Source organism: Sandaracinus amylolyticus, from assembly GCF_021631985.1.
In the GTDB taxonomy this organism is placed as follows: Bacteria; Myxococcota_A; Polyangia; order Polyangiales; family Sandaracinaceae; genus Sandaracinus; species Sandaracinus amylolyticus_A.
In genome coordinates this window covers 9349476-9364112 of sequence record NZ_CP070225.1, presented here as the reverse complement: position 1 = coordinate 9364112, position 14637 = coordinate 9349476, and the positions used below count along the sequence as shown (strand labels likewise).

The window sequence follows — 14637 nt, the reverse complement described above, 5'->3', positions numbered from 1 at the left end:
ACGGTACCGCGGGCCGCCGGCCGACGCCACGGGGGGTTCGGTGACGGTGATCACGCGACCGTGTGGGCGAAACGGACGATCTCGCGGCCGGACTCGAGCACGCGCCGCACGGGAGCACGAAGCCCCGGGCGGCGCGCGACGTCGTTCAACCCACCGTGGGCTCGTCGTAGCGGACGATCGGGTTCCACGGGCCCGCGTTCGGGCGGGGCTGCCAGTTGTGCCAGATCTCGGAGCCGCGACCGAAGTAGAAGAGCTCGAGGCGGCCGTCCTGGTTCTGGCCGATCGCGAGGTCCGTCGCCTCCTCGCCGAGCACTTCCTGATCGGTGCCCCAGTCGCCGTTCGCGTGGACCTGCCAGAGGTTCCGGATCTTCTTGTCGCCGTCGATGTAGAAGACCTCGAGGCGACCATCGCGGTTCTCCGCGACGTCGATGCGCTTGGCCTTTACGCCGAGGCTCTCCTGGCCGTGCCAGTCGCCGTTCGGGGCGAGCTGCCAGTCGTGCCAGACGATGTCGAGATCGTCGCGCCAGAACACCTCGAGGCGACCATCGGCGTTGCTGCCGACGACGATCTCGCGCGCCTTGCCCTGCAGCGCCTCGGCGCCGAACCAATCGCCGTTCGGCTCCTTCTGCCAGTCGTGCATGACGGCGCCGTTCTCGCCGACGTAGAAGACCTCGAGGCGGCCGTCCTGGTTGCGACCCACCGCGACCGCGCTCGCGATCTTCGCGAGCTTCTCCGGTCCGTTCCAGTCGCCGTTCGGCTCGAGCTGCCAGTCGTGGTGCAGCGCGCCGTCCGCGCCGACGTAGAAGACCTCGAGGCGACCATCGGCGTTGCTCGCCACCGCGAGCGCCTTCGCCTTCGCCTTCAGGTCCTCGGCGCCCGCCCACTTGCCGCCCGGCGAGAGCTGCCAGTCGTGCATCAGCGTGCCTTCGGGCGAGACCCAGAAGACCTCGAGGCGACCATCGGCGTTCACGCCGCAGCCGACCTCGATCGCGTTCTGCTTCAGCGAGCTCTCGCCCTCCCACAGACCGTTGGGCCGGCTCTGCCAGTTGTGCCGCAGCACGCCGTCCTTGCCGACGACGAAGACCTCGAGCCGTCCGTCACGGTTCCTGCCGATCGCGATCCGCTTCTCGCTGGAGATCTCACGCGTCATCTGAGAAGGCCCTCCGGGTGTTTCTCTGCATCGCACTCGCCCGCAGGAAAGGCAAGCGTCGCGACGGTCCCACCTCGGCCACTTGAGCCGCACGTGCGCGTTCCTAGCTCGCTCGTTCCGAGGAGGGAACGAGACATGGAGACGACGGCCCGGATGCTCGAGATGACGCCCGGGGTGCGCGCGCGCAGCGACCGCACCCTCCTCGCGTGCATCGACGCGTGCTTCGAGTGCGCGCAGGTCTGCACGCTCTGCGCGAACGCGTGCCTGCAGGAGCGCACGGTCGCGATGCTGCGGCAGTGCATCCGGCTGGACCTCGACTGCGCCGACGTGTGCGACGCGACCGGGCGCGTGCTCGCGCGCGTCGGGCCGCACGGCACGCGCATGGCGCGGATGATGGTCGAGGCGTGCGCGATCGCATGCGCGGAGTGCGCGCGCGAGTGCGAGCAGCACGCGGACGTGCACGAGCACTGCCGGCTCTGCGCGGAGACGTGCCGGCGCTGCGAGCGTGCCTGTCGCGCGCTGCTCGCGTCGTGATCACGCGCGGGCGAAGCGCTCGGCGCGCTCGGTGAGCAGCGCGGCCATCTGGTGGCGGAGATCGGCGACCACGTCGGGGTCGGCGACGCTGGGATGGCCACAGCGGAAGGGCGGCTCGGGGTCGTACTCGAGCCCGAGCTGCACCCGCTTGGCGATGCGTTCGCCCGCGAGCTCGGCGATCACACGGAGGCCGAAGTCGATGCCCGCGGTCACGCCGCCCGCGGTGATGCGGTTGCGATCGATCACCACGCGCTTCGAGACCGGGCGCGCGCCGAACATCGGGAGCAGGTCCATGTACGCCCAGTGCGTCGCGGCCTCGTAGCCCTCGAGCAGCCCCGCGGCGCCGAGCAGCAGCGAGCCGGTGCACACCGAGGTGACGTACTTCGCCTGGCGGCCCTGCTCGCGCAGGAAGCGCATCACCACTTCGTCGGTGGGGAGCGCCATCTGCCCGACGCCGCCCGGCACCACGATCACGTCGAGCGGAGGGCACGCGTCGATCGTCGTGGTGGGCACGATGCCGAGGCCCGAGTCGGCGCGCACCACGTCGAGCGTCTTCCACACCACGTGCACGGTCGCGCCGGGCACGTGGTGGAACACCTCGAAGGGCCCGGTGAGATCGAGCTGGGTCACGCCGGGATAGAGCAAGAGACCGATCTGGAGCGTCATCGGGTGGGTTCTCCTTCCGCGCTCCGATCGTGGCCGGCGATCGCGCTGGCAGGAATGACAACTCACGTTCATTTTCTGCCAATGCCGATCCGCAGGGTCCTGATGGTCGCGTTCGAGGGCGCGCTGACGCTCGACCTCACCGGGCCCGCGGAGGTGTTCGCGTGCGCGGGGCGCGAGCTCGAGCGCGAAGGACGTCGCGGCTCGCCCTATCGCGTCGAGGTGGTGTCGACCTGCGGCGCGCCGATCCGCACCTCGGCGGGATGCGTGATCGAGACGCGCGCGCTCGCGAGCGTGCGGCCGACGAAGCACGACACGGTGTTGGTGGTGGGCGGCGAAGAGCGACCCATCACACGCGCCGCGCTCGACGCGCCACTGATCGCGTGGCTGCAGCGCGCGGCGCGGGTGGTGCGGCGCATCGGATCGGTGTGCTCGGGCGCGTTCCTGCTCGCGCACGCGGGGCTGCTCGACGGGCGGCGCGCTGCGACGCACTGGGCGGCGTGTGATCGCCTCGCGCGCTTCCGGCCCGCGGTCGAGGTCGATCGCAACGCGATCTTCGTGCAGGACGGACGGGTGTGGACGTCGGCGGGCGTGACCACCGGGATCGACATGGCGCTCGCGATGGTGGAGCGCGACCTCGGCGCGAAGATGGCCGACGCGATCGCCGCGCGGCTCGTGCTCTACGTGCGGAGGCCGGGGTTCCAGTCGCAGTTCACCGACGCGCTGGTCGCGCAGACGTCGAGCTCGGATCCCCTCGGTCCCGCGATCGCGTGGGCGCGCGCGCACCTGCGCGACGTCGACGTCGAGCGGCTCGCGAAGCGCGCCGGGCTCTCGGTGCGCACGCTGCATCGCCGCTGCCACGAGACGCTCGCGACGACGCCCGCGAAGCTGCTCGAGAAGCTGCGGGTGGAGCACGCACGGTCGCTCCTCGCGACGAGCGACGTCGCACACAAGACGCTCGCCGCGCAGTGCGGCTTCGGGAGCACCGCGCGCATGAAGCGCGCGTTCGAGCGCGAGCTCGGCGTGGGTCCGCGCGAGTATCGCCTGCTCTTCGCGACCGCACGCTCGGCTTGACCTCGGAGGTCATGGAGCGCGTGAGGGCCCGCGCCCAGCATCGAGCGCATGCCCCTCGCACATCGCACGGCGACCATCGACGGACTGCACCTGCACTGGCTCGAAGCGGGAGAGGGCCCGGTCGTGCTCCTGCTGCACGGCTGGCCGACCTCGTCGTTCCTGTGGCGCGAGGTGATCCCGCCGCTCGCCCGCCATCGCCGCGTGATCGCGCTCGACCTGCCGGGCTTCGGGCGCTCGGACAAGCCGGCCGATGCGCCCTACTCGTTCGCGTTCTTCGATCGGGTGCTCGAGCGGTTCGTCGATGTGCTCGAGCTCGGCCAGGTCGAGCTCGTCGTGCACGATCTCGGCGGCCCGATCGGGCTGCACTGGGCGGCGCGTCATCCGGGACGCGTGCGCGCGCTCGGGCTGCTCAACACGCTCGTGTATCCCGAGATCCATCCGGTGGTCGCCGCGTTCGTGCTCGCGGGACGCGTGCCGATCCTGCGCGACGTGCTCACGTCGACGAGCGCGCTCGGGCTCGCGATGCCGCTCGGGGTGGGCGATCGCCGGCGCATGACAGCCGAGGTGATCCGCGCGGTGCAGGAGCCCTTCCTCGATCCCGCGGCGCGTCGCGGGCTGATCGCGACGATGAGCTCGCTCGAGCCGCGCGGCATGGTCGAGATCGCGCGCTGGCTGCCCACGTTCCGCGGACCGGTGCGCGTGATCTACGGCGCGAAGGATCGTGTGCTGGTCGACATCGCGCGCACGGTGTCGCGCCTCGAGCGCGACCTGCCGCAGGCGCAGGTGACGTGCTTCGCGGACTGCGGGCACTTCCTCCAGGAGGAGCGCGGCACCGAGATCGGCGAGCAGCTCGCAGCGTTCTTCAGCCGCGACGGCGCGACGCTCGCTGCGTGATCACGAAGGCGAGCGCGAGCCCGATCAGCATCGTCGTGATCGGCGCGCGCGATCCCGCGCCGGCCGCGCGACAGCTGCATCCACCGTCGCCGCTCGACGTCGACACCGGCATGCAATAGCCGCCCATCGTGCTGCACACCTCGCCGCCGCGGCACTCGTCGTCGTCGTCGCAGAGCACGCGGCACATGCCGCCCACGCAGGTCATCCCGCCCGCGCAGTCGGTCGGCATCTCGCAGGTCACGCGCACGCACTCGCCGGCGCTGCAGCGCTCGCCGCCGGCGCAGTCGCGATCCGCGGTGCAGCTCGTCGAGCTCGATCCCGCGTCGTCGTTCGACGAGGTGCCGGCGTCGAGCGTCGTGCCCGCGTCGCGCACGCCGCCGTCGCTGGTGGTGGCGCCCGCGGGCGCGACGTCGAGGCGGATCGCCCAGTCGCCGTTGATGCGGCGGTTGCCCGACGTGTCCATGATCTGATCGGACTCGTTCCACAGCCAGCCATCGCCAACGCCCCCGGCCGAGAGGATGAAGGAGACGTTGTCCTCGATGCGGCCGTCGTCATCGCGCAGCCCGACCGCGCCAGGCGCGCCGAGCGAGAGGAACTCGCACGCGAACGACTCACCTCCGCTCGGGATCGTGACCACGACGCGCAGGTAGGTGTTGGGCGCGTCGACCCGCGCGTCGATCGGCACCGACGTGAACATCACGTCGTACATGTTCGAGCCCGCAGTGGTCTCGACGCTGAGGTTGAGCTCGGCGCTCTCGGCGAACACCTGGGTTTCGCCGACCCACGGCCCTTCCCGCGGAAACATCGTGGCGTTCGCGAGCGATCCGCGGGGCGCGGTCGTGCCGGCGTAGACCTCGATCGTCATCGAGACGGTGCCGCCCGCGGCGGACCCGACGCACTGCAGCGTCTCGTCGATCGTGGTGCGCGCGACGGCGACCTCGACCGCGTTGAGCGTGAGCGGGAACTCGTCCGCGCGCAGACCGCCGCCCGAGTCGAGCGGGCGGAACACCATGCCGAACTTCTCGCCGGCGCAGAAGCCGCACGAGATCGCGGCGGGCGACTCGCTGGTGAGCGTGTCGTACTGCACGCGTCGCTGCGCGCTCGCGGATGGAGCGACGGCGAGGATCGCGACGAGCACGAGCAGCGGAAGCGAGGACACTGCGTGGCGCGGCATGCGATCGAGCCTATCAGTGGTGCGGATCGCACGAAAAGAAGCGTCCCCGACGTAAGCTCGCGGGATGCTCGAGACGCTCGAAGACTCGGTGTTCGCCACGCTCGAGGACGCGTACGGGCCCGCGGTCGACGTGCCCGATCGGCTGCGCGCGCTCGCGCACGGGACGTACGACGAGGCGAGGCACGCGCTCGGCGATCTCGTCGCGGGGATCTTCCACCAGGGCAGCTACTATCAGGCGGCCGCGCCGGCGATCCCGTTCCTGATCGAGATCGCCGATGGCGACGTCCCGATCCGCGCCGCGCTGCTCCACGTCCTCGCGGACATGAGCGCCCCGCTGCCGGAGCCCGAGGCGTTCGATCCCTACCTCTTCCACTCGACGCCGGGCGCGCCCGAGTATCCCGAGGCGATCGCGACGATCGACGCGATCAGGAAGGGCATCGCGGTGTACGAGCGCGCGCTCGAGGCCGCGCGTCCCGAGGTGCGTCGCGCCGCGGCGAGGCTCGTCGCGTGTGTGCGCGGCGAGGGCGCGCGCGTCCCGATCGAGGCCGCGATCGCGCGCGAGACCGACACGCTGACCCAGGTCGCGCTCGCGTTCGCGGCGCGCGACGTCGGCGCGTCCTTGCCGGAGCCCGAAGGGCCGGGGCTGCTCGCGGACGTCGTGTCGATGCTGCGCGACGGACCGCTCGACGACGCGCGCGCCGCGGCGCTCGAGCGCCTGTTGCTCTCGGCGCCGCTCGACATCGACGAGTCGCCGCTGAACGGTCTGATCCGCGCGGCGACCCGGGCGCTCGAGCGATGCGCGACCGATCCTCGCGCGTTCGAGGTGCTCGAGCGCGCGCTCGAGGCTCGCCTCGCGCGCGGCGAGCAGATCCGCGAGCACACCGGGCCGACGACCGAGCGCGTGTGCGACGAAGGAACGCGCCCGCGCTTCGATCCGCGCGCGCTCGTGGCCGACGCGCCGCTGCGTCTGCTCGCGGGCGCGATGGCGCACGTCGCGTTCGGTGAGCGCGGACACCGCCCACCGCTGCTGCGTCGCGAGGAGCTCGACGCGCGGATGCGGCGCGTGCTCGCGCTCTCGAGCGATCACCGCATCCCGCTGCCGCTGCCTGCGGCGCCGTGGTTCGGGCCGGGTGAGATGGCGCGCTTCCTCCGCGGCGCGGGAGCGCTCGATCACGAGGTCGAGATCGACGGGGTGCGCGCGCCCGCGTACGAGCTGCTGCACGCGATCGCGCAGGCGCCCGGAGAGCCCTCGACCGCGGCGCGCGTGGACGCGATCATCGCCGCGCTGGTGCAGGACGTGGACGCGTTCGAGCTCGCGCTCGACGTCCTCGAGCGTCCCTACGCGCTGCCTGCGCATGGCCATCTCGCGCAGCACCTCGAGCGCGCGATCGAGGCCCACGTCGTGCCCCGGCTCGCGGGTCAGCGCGCGCGCTTCGACGCGTATGCGCGCACCCTCGCGGCGCGCGAGTCGATCGATCCCGCGGCCGCGCGCTTCGCGCTGACGCGCGGCGAGGCCGTCGCGCCGGAGCTCGAGCGGGTCGCGCGCTCGGCGATCGCGTCGATCGCGGGCACCGCCGAGGCCGACGCGCTCGCGTGGCTGCGTGCGTTCCCCGAGCCGCGCCGCGCGGCGCTGGTCGCGACGATGGGCAACGCGTGGCTGCTCCACAAGCTCGAGCCCGCGTGCGATCCCGACGCGCTCTCTCGCGCGCTCCTCGATCGCTTCCTCGCGCCCGACTGCGACTGGATGGTGCACGAGGCCGATCGCCTGCTCGCGACGGTGCCGATCGAGCTGCTCGCGAGCGCACGGGTCGCCGGTCGCCGCGCGACGATCCTGCGCCGCGTGCTGCGCGACCGCACCGGCGAGGGGCTCTTCGTGCTCGACCTCCGCGCCGACGGCGACGCGGTGCGCGCGACGCTGCGCGATCACGCGGCCACGATCCTCGTCGCGAGATCGCTCTCCGCGCAGCCGATGCCCGACGAGCTCCGCGCGTTCGCCGACGCCGTGAAGCACGTCGTTCAGCCGCGCATCGAGCTCGACGGCGATCTCGACCACACGACGCGCTATCGCGTGCAGCGCCTCTTCGGCGAGCTCGGCTTCCGCGGCGAGATCGCCGACGGCAACAGCACGCTCTACGTCGGCTGACGGCAGAGACGCGCGAGGGGACACGATCTCGCGATCGCGCCCCCTCGCAACGTCCCCCCCACGCGCGTGCTTCAACGCCGACGGCGCGTGCGCGTGATCGCCATCGCGATCACCACACCGGCGGCCAACAGCACGCTCGCTCCGCCTGCGCGCGAGCTCGCGCTCGCCGCACAACGCGGTCCTCCGCCACCCGGACGCAGCGCGCGGCGCTCCGCCGTCGCGCGCAGCCGATCCTCGGGCGTCCACGGCGCGAAGTCGCCGCTGCGCATGTCGTCGCAGAGATCCTCGTCGCTGCCGGCGTACGCGATGCCCTCGCGCCATCGCTCGCTGCGCCCGCTCGGCAGCTCGACGCGCTGCGGCGCGGTCCAGTCGAGGTACTGGTCGCTGCACTCGGTCACCAGCGTCGCGACGTGCGCGTTCGACACGTCGGGCAGACCCGAGTCGAGCGAGAACGTCGGATCGATCGTCATCTCGTCCGCGCTCATCGTCGTGAAGAGCCGCGTCAGGCGCGCGTGCCGCGCGAGCATCTGCTGCGCCTCGCGCCGCGGCTCGACGATCTGCGCCTCGACCGCGCCCACGAGCCCCGCTGCGTCGAGCTCCCCCGCGAAGCCGCACGACTCCGCGGAGCCCCACGAGAAGAAGAGGCAGTTGTAGTACTGCGAGGGATCGCTCGCGTACATCGCGGGCGGCGGCAGGAAGCGCGAGAGGATCCCGAGGAGCTGCGTGTCCCCGGCGAACCCGCGGCTGCGCAGCTGCTGCAGGAGCTCGGTCGGATCGGTGATCGTCGCGAGGTCGCTCACCGAGGGCAGCTCGAGGAAGAGCTCGGGTGTCCGGCCCGCGAACTCGGGGACGAAGCCGCGCCCGCCCGCGTCGTCGATCAGGTTCGAGACGTAGGTCGGGTAGTACGAGAAGTCGCGCCACAGCCGCAGGTCGTCGTAGGTCGGCTCGACACGCGAGTAGTTGTTCGGCGTCGCGTAACGGTCCGCGAGGAAGTACGCGATGATTGGCATGTCGGGGATCGTCGCGATCGCGGTCAGGCGGATCGGCACGCACGGCTGACCCTCGCGATAGCGCAGCACGATCGGCTGGATCTCGCGGGTGCTCGCGCTCGAGAGCAGCTTCAACGCGACGAAGACGTGGCGCGCCGCGACGTAGTCCGCGACGAGCGGGCGCGACATCTCGGGGATGCGGTAGTCGTTCTCGTCGAGCCACGCGAAGAGCTCGTCGGCCGAGCCCGACTGCAGGATCACCGCGTCGTAGGGGCCCACCGCGCCGCGGAAGTGCACGGTCACGCTGCCGCCCGCGTCGGCGGCCGAGGCGCCCGCGTCGGCGACCGCACCGGGCGCCGGCCACGGACCTTCGTCCGTGTCGTCCCAACCGCAGCGCTCGGGCGGCGGGCGACACGTGCCCTCGGTGCGCCCGGTGAGATCGAAGCGCGTCGCGGTGCGCTGGCCGAGCTGTCGGAAGAGCTCGTCGCTGCCCACGTCGAGCTCGGGGATGCTCGGGAGCGGCAGGATCCACGCGAACGCGTCGGCGTCGCCCGAGTAGAGGATCTGCACGTGGGTGGTGAGCGTGCCGTCCCCTTCGATCGAGAAGAGGATGTTCTCCCCCGCCTGATCCATCGGGACGTTCTGGCAGAAGAACCCGCCGCACGCGGACGCGCGACCGGGCGCGAGCAGCGATGCAGCGAGCACGAGCGCCCCCGCGCTCCACCATCGATCGTTGGTGCTCATACGGCTTGGTTCCCCCCACACCGGCGCCGTGACGTCGCGCGCTGGACCAGCGCGAACAGCAAGTCACGCGCCCGTGAGAATTGCCCGGAATTCCGCGATGTGAGAGGGTCGAGATCGCGCGGGGGCGCTCGGCAGCGTGCCGAGACGTGCCAGGGGGAGATCGTCGCGCTCGGTGGTGCGTCTGCGGTCGAGACGCCGCGACGAGCACGCGCGCGGTCACAGCGAGCGGGGACGCAGTCACATGGACGACAGGATGACCTGGGCGATGCCGCAGACGAACCCGGATCCCATCGAGGATCCGATCGAGCGATCGATCCGGGCGGGAGCGTTCAAAGACGCGATCGCCCTGTGCGCGCGCATGCATGGAGCCCCCCTCGGGCGGCTCTGCATGGCGATGTTGGGGAGCCAGGCCGAGGCCGAGGAGTGCGTGCAGGAGGTCCTGCTCGCCGCGCACGACGCGTTCCCCAGCTACCGCGGGGAAGGCAGCGTGCGTGCGTTCCTCTTCGGCATCGCGCGACGCATGTGCGCGCGACGGCTCGAGATGCGGGGACGACGCGAGCGCCGGCTGCGGCTGGTGCACGACGCGGACGCACCGTCGAGCACGCCCGAGGGGCTGCTCGAGGCGCGACGCGAAGCGGAGAAGGTGCGCGAGGCGCTCGAGCGCTTGAAGCCGAGCGAGCGCGACGCGGTGGTGATGCGGTACCAGGGCGGCCTCGAGTACCGCGAGATCGCCGCGGCGTGCGGCATCGACGAGCCCGCTGCGCGCAAGCGCGTGAGCCGGGGTCTGGCGCGGATGAAGGAGCTGTTGTCGGAGGTCGAGCGATGAACCGCAGCGAGAACATGGAGAAGCTGCTCGACGAGCTCGCGCTCGTGGTCGACGGCGATCGCGAGGCGATGGAGCGACACGCGGACTTCCTCGCGGACGACGACGAGGCGCGCGACCTCAAGCACGACGCGATGGAGACCGCGGAGCGCCTGGTGAAGGCGGGCGCGGACTACGTACCGCCCGCGGATCTCGAGGCGCGGCTGATGGCGGCGCTCGACGCGCGCGCCGGGAACGTGGTGCCGGCGATCGAGGGCACGACGCGCAAGACCGATCCCGGCTTCGTGCTCGACCCGCACGCGCAGGCCGAGATCGCGAAGGTGGAGGCGCGGCTCGACGCGCCCGCGGTGAGCGAGGAGCGCGAGCGGGTGGTCGCGCCGACGGTCGCGATGCGCGAGGTCGTCGAGCCGGGCGCCCGCGAAGAGGCGAAGAAGACCGAGCCGGCGCACAGCAACCGCGGGCTCGCGAAGGTGATCGTGCTCTTCGGCGCGCTCGGGGTCGCGGCCGCGGCGGCTGCGGCGCTGGTCGCGATCGGCGCGACGATGTTCGGCGGCAGTGAAGAGGTCGCGGAGGGCGACGGCGAGACGCCGGCGGTGATCGCGCAGGGCGCGACGACGGGACGCATCGCCGAGGTCGCGCGCGCGTCGAGCGACGGCGCGAGCGGCGTGCAGGTGCGCGCGGCGGGCGGCACGTGGCAGCCCGCGGCGCAGGGCGCGGAGATCGCGGCGGGCGCGGCGATCCGCACCGACGAGCGCACGCGCGCGCGCATCGCGCTCTCGGACGGCAGCGAGATGGTGCTCAACCACTCGACCGAGGTGCGCTTCGATCCCCAGCAGCCGCGTCGCTTCGAGCTGCCCACGGGCGAGGTGCTCGCCGACGTCGCGCACCTCGAGAACGGTCCGAACCTCGGCATCACGGTGCCGACCGGTCGCGTCGAGGTGCTGGGCACGAAGTTCGTGCTCGCGGCGACGCCCGAGAGCGCGAGCGTGCGCGTGACCCGCGGCACGGTGCGCGTGCACGGTGCGAATCAGGGCTCGCGCGAGGTGAAGAGCGGCGAAGAGGGCGTGCTGCGCGCGAACGCGGCGCCCGAGGTCGCGCCGGTGATGGACCTCGCGCGCTCGGTCGCGTGGAGCGAGCTCACCAACGTCGTGCAGCAGGACGATCCCGAGACGACGCTGCCCGGCATCGGCTCGCTGCGGGCCCGCCGTCCCGGTGAGCGCGAGGATCGCGAGCGCCCGCTCACGCTCGCGCGCCACGACGTGCGGGTGCGCATCGTGGGCAACGTCGCGCGCACCGAGATCGAGGAGGTCTTCCGCAACGACTCGGACGCGACGCTCGAGGGCATCTACCGCTTCCCGCTGCCCGCCGACGCGCAGATCGCGCGCCTCGCGCTCGACGTGAACGGCGTGATGGAAGAGGGCGCGTTCGTCGCTCGTGAGCGGGCGCAGCGCATCTGGCGTGGCGTGATCCGCAACGCGACGCCGGTCGCCGAGCGCCGTCCCACCGAGGAGTTCATCTGGGTGCCCGGCCCGTGGCGCGATCCCGCGCTGCTCGAGTGGCAGCGGGGTGGTCAGTTCGAGCTGCGCATCTTCCCGATCCCCGCGCACGGCGAGCGTCGCGTGGTGATCGCGTACACGCAGACGATCGCGCCGACGACCGAGGGCCGTCGCTACGTCTACCCGCTCGCGCACTCGCGCGACGAGTCGCTGCGCGTCGGTGAGTTCAACGTGGACGTGCGCGTCGCGAACGCGGAGCGCGTGAACGCGTCGGGCTATCAGGTGCGCAGCGCCGCCGACGCCGACGCGACGCGCCTCTCGTACCAGCAGACGGGCTTCCTGCCGAACGGCGATCTCGTGATCGACTACGCGATCCCGGGGGGTGAGCGCGAGCTCGCGTTCTGGACCTACCAGGGCGATGCCGCGCAGGCGCCGCCCGCGCAGAGCCGCGATCAGGATCGCGAGGTGATCGATCTGCAGCGCCAGATCGCGGCGGACTCGCGGCCCTACGTCGCGTTCGCGCTGCGGCCCGAGCTGCCGGCGCGCACCGAGGGCGCGGCGCACGACTACGTGATCGTCGTCGACTCGAGCCAGTCGATGGTCGGCGAGCGCTTCCAGCGCGCGAGCCGCCTCGTCTCGGGGGTGATCGCGGAGATGGATCGCCGCGATCGCTTCACCGTGCTGGCGTGCGACTACGAGTGCCGCTCGATGGAGGGCACTGCCGAGAACGCGCGGATGCGCGTGCCGAGCGCGGGCGAGATGTCGCAGGTCTCGCAGTGGCTCTCGCGCGTGGAGCCCGCGGGCGCGAGCGATCTCATTGCGACGATGCGGACCGCGTCGCGCGCCGGGACCGCACAGCGCGATGCGAGCCGCCGCGTGCACGTGATCTACGTGGGTGACGGCGTCGCGTCGGCGGGCCATCGCAGCACCGCGGCGATCACCTCGGAGGCGGAGCGCCTCGCGACGAGCGCGCACGTCGCGTTCACGACCGTCGGCATCGGCGGCGACGCGGACGCGACCTCGCTCGCCGCGATCGCGCGGAGCGGCGGCGGTCACTACGTGCCCTTCGTGCCCGGGCAGCGCGCTTCGCTCGCGGCGCTCTCGGTGCTCGAGACCACGTACGGCGTCGCGCTGCGCGATGCGCGCCTCGAGCTGCCCGCGGGCCTGGTCGAGGTCGCGCCCGAGCGGCTGCCGACGATCCGCGCCGGTGAAGAAGTGATCGTCACCGCGCGCATGAGCTCGCCGAGTGAGATCGGCGGTGAGGTCGTGCTGCGCGGCACCGTGGGCGGCGAGCCCTTCGAGCAGCGTTATCCGGTGCGGCTCGTGCCGAGCACCGCGGCGGGCAATCGCTTCGTGCCGGCTCTCTGGGCGGCGCATCGCATCGAGCAGATCGAGGCGCGAGGCAACGGCGAGGACGAGGCGCGCATCGTCGCGATGAGCAAGGCGTACTCGGTGATGTCGCGCCACACGTCGCTGCTCGTGCTCGAGAGCGAGGCGATGTTCCGTGCGTTCGGCATCGATCGCGCCGCGGCGCCGGTCGCGCAGTGGACCGGCGAGGACGAGGTCGAAGGCAGCACCGCGGAAGGCTCGCTCTCGTTGCCGCCGAGCGAGATGGGCGGTGCGAGCGGTGACCTCGATGCGCTCTCGGCGGGCGCCCTCGGCGCGGGCCGCAGCGGTGGTGGTGGCGCGTCCGCGGGCTTCGCGGCGCCGACGTCGGGCACCCGCGCGGCGCGGCGTGCCTCGGCGGAGCCGACGATCACCGAGGCCGCGCCGATGATGGAAGAAGCGGAGGAGCGCGGCACGCGCGGACGCGCGGCGGACACCTCGGCCACCCAGACGCGCGACGAGTTCGATCGCGCGTGGCGCGAGCAGCAGCAGCGTGCGCCGCAGCAGCCGCCCGCGGTGGCGGCCCCGACCCCGACCGCGCCGATGATGCGCCCGCGTGGGCCCGGCCAGTGGATGCGCCGCGTGTACTACCGCGTCGGCGAGATCCAGAACGACGGCGCGCCGAGCTTCCGCGAGCAGGAGCAGGCGCGCATCGCGGAGGAGTCGCTGCGCCTGCAGCCCGACAGCCGTGATCGTCATCGCACCGCGGTCCGTGCGCTCTCGCGCGCCGGGAACCTCGAGCGCGCGCTCGAGGTGGCGGAGGCGTGGTTCTCGCGCGATCGCCTCGACCCCGAGGCGCTCGTGGCGCGGGCCGACGTGCTGGCGCGCCTCGGTCGTCGTGACGAAGCGCTGCGCCTGCTGACCGGCGTGGTCGACGTGCGGCCCGACGACGCGGCGCTCCACACCCGTCTCGCCGGCGCGTTCGAGCGTGCGGGGGACGAGGCCCGGGCGTGCGCGCACCGGATCTCGCTCGCCGAGATCCGCAACGAGGACGCCGAGATCGTGGCGGACGCGGTGCGCTGCGAGCGCATGGCGAGCCACCGCGAGCTCGCGCAGCTCCTGCTCGACGGAGTGCGCGAGGACCGCGCGCGCACCCGCGCGGCGACGCTCGCCGAGCAGGCGGACGACGCGCGCCGCAACCGCGGCGAGATCACCATCGAGGCGAGCTGGCCGGGCGGCGACGACGTCGACGTCGCGCTGATCGCCCCCGATGGATCGCGCCTCTCGTGGATGGGTGGTCGCACCACGATCGTCGGCGAGGACGCGCGCCGCGACGGGCGCGAGACGATCGGGCTCTCGCGCGCGACGGTGGGCAACTACCTCGTCGAGGTCGCGCGCACGAGCCCCGATCAGCGCGGCGCGATCCGCGGCACGCTGCGCATCCGCGCGCTCGACGAGACGCGCACCGTGCCCTTCGTGATCGACGACGGCGAGCGCGAGAGCGTCGCGCGCGTCGTGGTGCGTCGCGAGAGCCGCATGGAGGCCGTCGGCGCGGGCTGGTGATCGTTCTCCTGGGGTGAACAATCGAGGCCGGTCGCTCGGAAGAGCGGCCGGCCTCGTGCTTTCC

At 72.5% G+C, this 14637-nt stretch carries 10 protein-coding genes; 6 read left to right on the top strand and 4 right to left on the bottom strand.

What is annotated here, in order from left to right; genetic code table 11:
* Nucleotides 1-145: 145 nt before the first annotated feature.
* The gene (locus I5071_RS39865) at nt 146-1150 is read right to left on the bottom strand and encodes a hypothetical protein (protein ID WP_236518620.1); all 1005 of its coding nucleotides are present in this window, start codon (nt 1148-1150) and stop codon (nt 146-148) included.
* Between the two features lie 135 nt (nt 1151-1285).
* Between I5071_RS39865 and I5071_RS39860 the strand changes: the two genes are divergently transcribed.
* Nucleotides 1286-1684, top strand: coding sequence for a four-helix bundle copper-binding protein (locus I5071_RS39860; RefSeq protein ID WP_236518619.1), 399 nt, complete (start codon nt 1286-1288; stop codon nt 1682-1684).
* Here I5071_RS39860 and I5071_RS39855 read toward each other — a convergent pair whose 3' ends face one another.
* Nucleotides 1685-2350: a DJ-1/PfpI family protein gene (locus I5071_RS39855; RefSeq protein ID WP_236518618.1), complete on the bottom strand. Its 666-nt coding sequence runs from the start codon at nt 2348-2350 to the stop codon at nt 1685-1687.
* A gap of 81 nt (nt 2351-2431) precedes the next feature.
* Here I5071_RS39855 and I5071_RS39850 point away from each other — a divergent pair, with 81 nt between their 5' ends.
* Nucleotides 2432-3421, top strand: a complete 990-nt coding sequence (locus I5071_RS39850) for a GlxA family transcriptional regulator (protein WP_236518617.1) — start codon at nt 2432-2434, stop codon at nt 3419-3421.
* Nucleotides 3422-3469: 48 nt separating this feature from the next.
* Complete coding sequence (locus tag I5071_RS39845; protein ID WP_236518616.1) at nt 3470-4315, top strand: alpha/beta fold hydrolase; 846 nt, start codon at nt 3470-3472, stop codon at nt 4313-4315.
* On the opposite strand, the gene I5071_RS39840 is transcribed toward I5071_RS39845, so the two are convergent.
* On the bottom strand, nt 4284-5489 hold the full coding sequence (locus tag I5071_RS39840) for a hypothetical protein (protein ID WP_236518615.1): 1206 nt from the start codon (nt 5487-5489) through the stop codon (nt 4284-4286). The two genes, I5071_RS39845 and I5071_RS39840, sit on opposite strands and share 32 nt — an antisense overlap.
* A gap of 64 nt (nt 5490-5553) precedes the next feature.
* Here I5071_RS39840 and I5071_RS39835 point away from each other — a divergent pair, with 64 nt between their 5' ends.
* A complete protein-coding gene (locus tag I5071_RS39835) occupies nt 5554-7632 on the top strand; it encodes a hypothetical protein (protein ID WP_236518614.1) in 2079 nt (692 codons plus the stop codon).
* A 71-nt stretch (nt 7633-7703) separates the two neighbouring features.
* Here I5071_RS39835 and I5071_RS39830 read toward each other — a convergent pair whose 3' ends face one another.
* Nucleotides 7704-9365, bottom strand: coding sequence for a DUF2330 domain-containing protein (locus I5071_RS39830; protein WP_236518613.1), 1662 nt, complete (start codon nt 9363-9365; stop codon nt 7704-7706).
* 358 nt (nt 9366-9723) lie between these two features.
* Here I5071_RS39830 and I5071_RS39825 point away from each other — a divergent pair, with 358 nt between their 5' ends.
* Nucleotides 9724-10191 (top strand): RNA polymerase sigma factor, encoded by a 468-nt coding sequence (locus I5071_RS39825; RefSeq protein WP_236518612.1) that lies wholly within the window; start codon nt 9724-9726, stop codon nt 10189-10191.
* Nucleotides 10188-14573 carry a FecR domain-containing protein gene (locus I5071_RS39820; protein WP_236518611.1) on the top strand — a complete coding sequence of 1462 codons (4386 nt, stop codon included), beginning with the start codon at nt 10188-10190 and terminating at the stop codon, nt 14571-14573. The genes I5071_RS39825 and I5071_RS39820 overlap by 4 nt, the downstream gene beginning before the upstream one ends.
* Nucleotides 14574-14637: the final 64 nt, after the last annotated feature.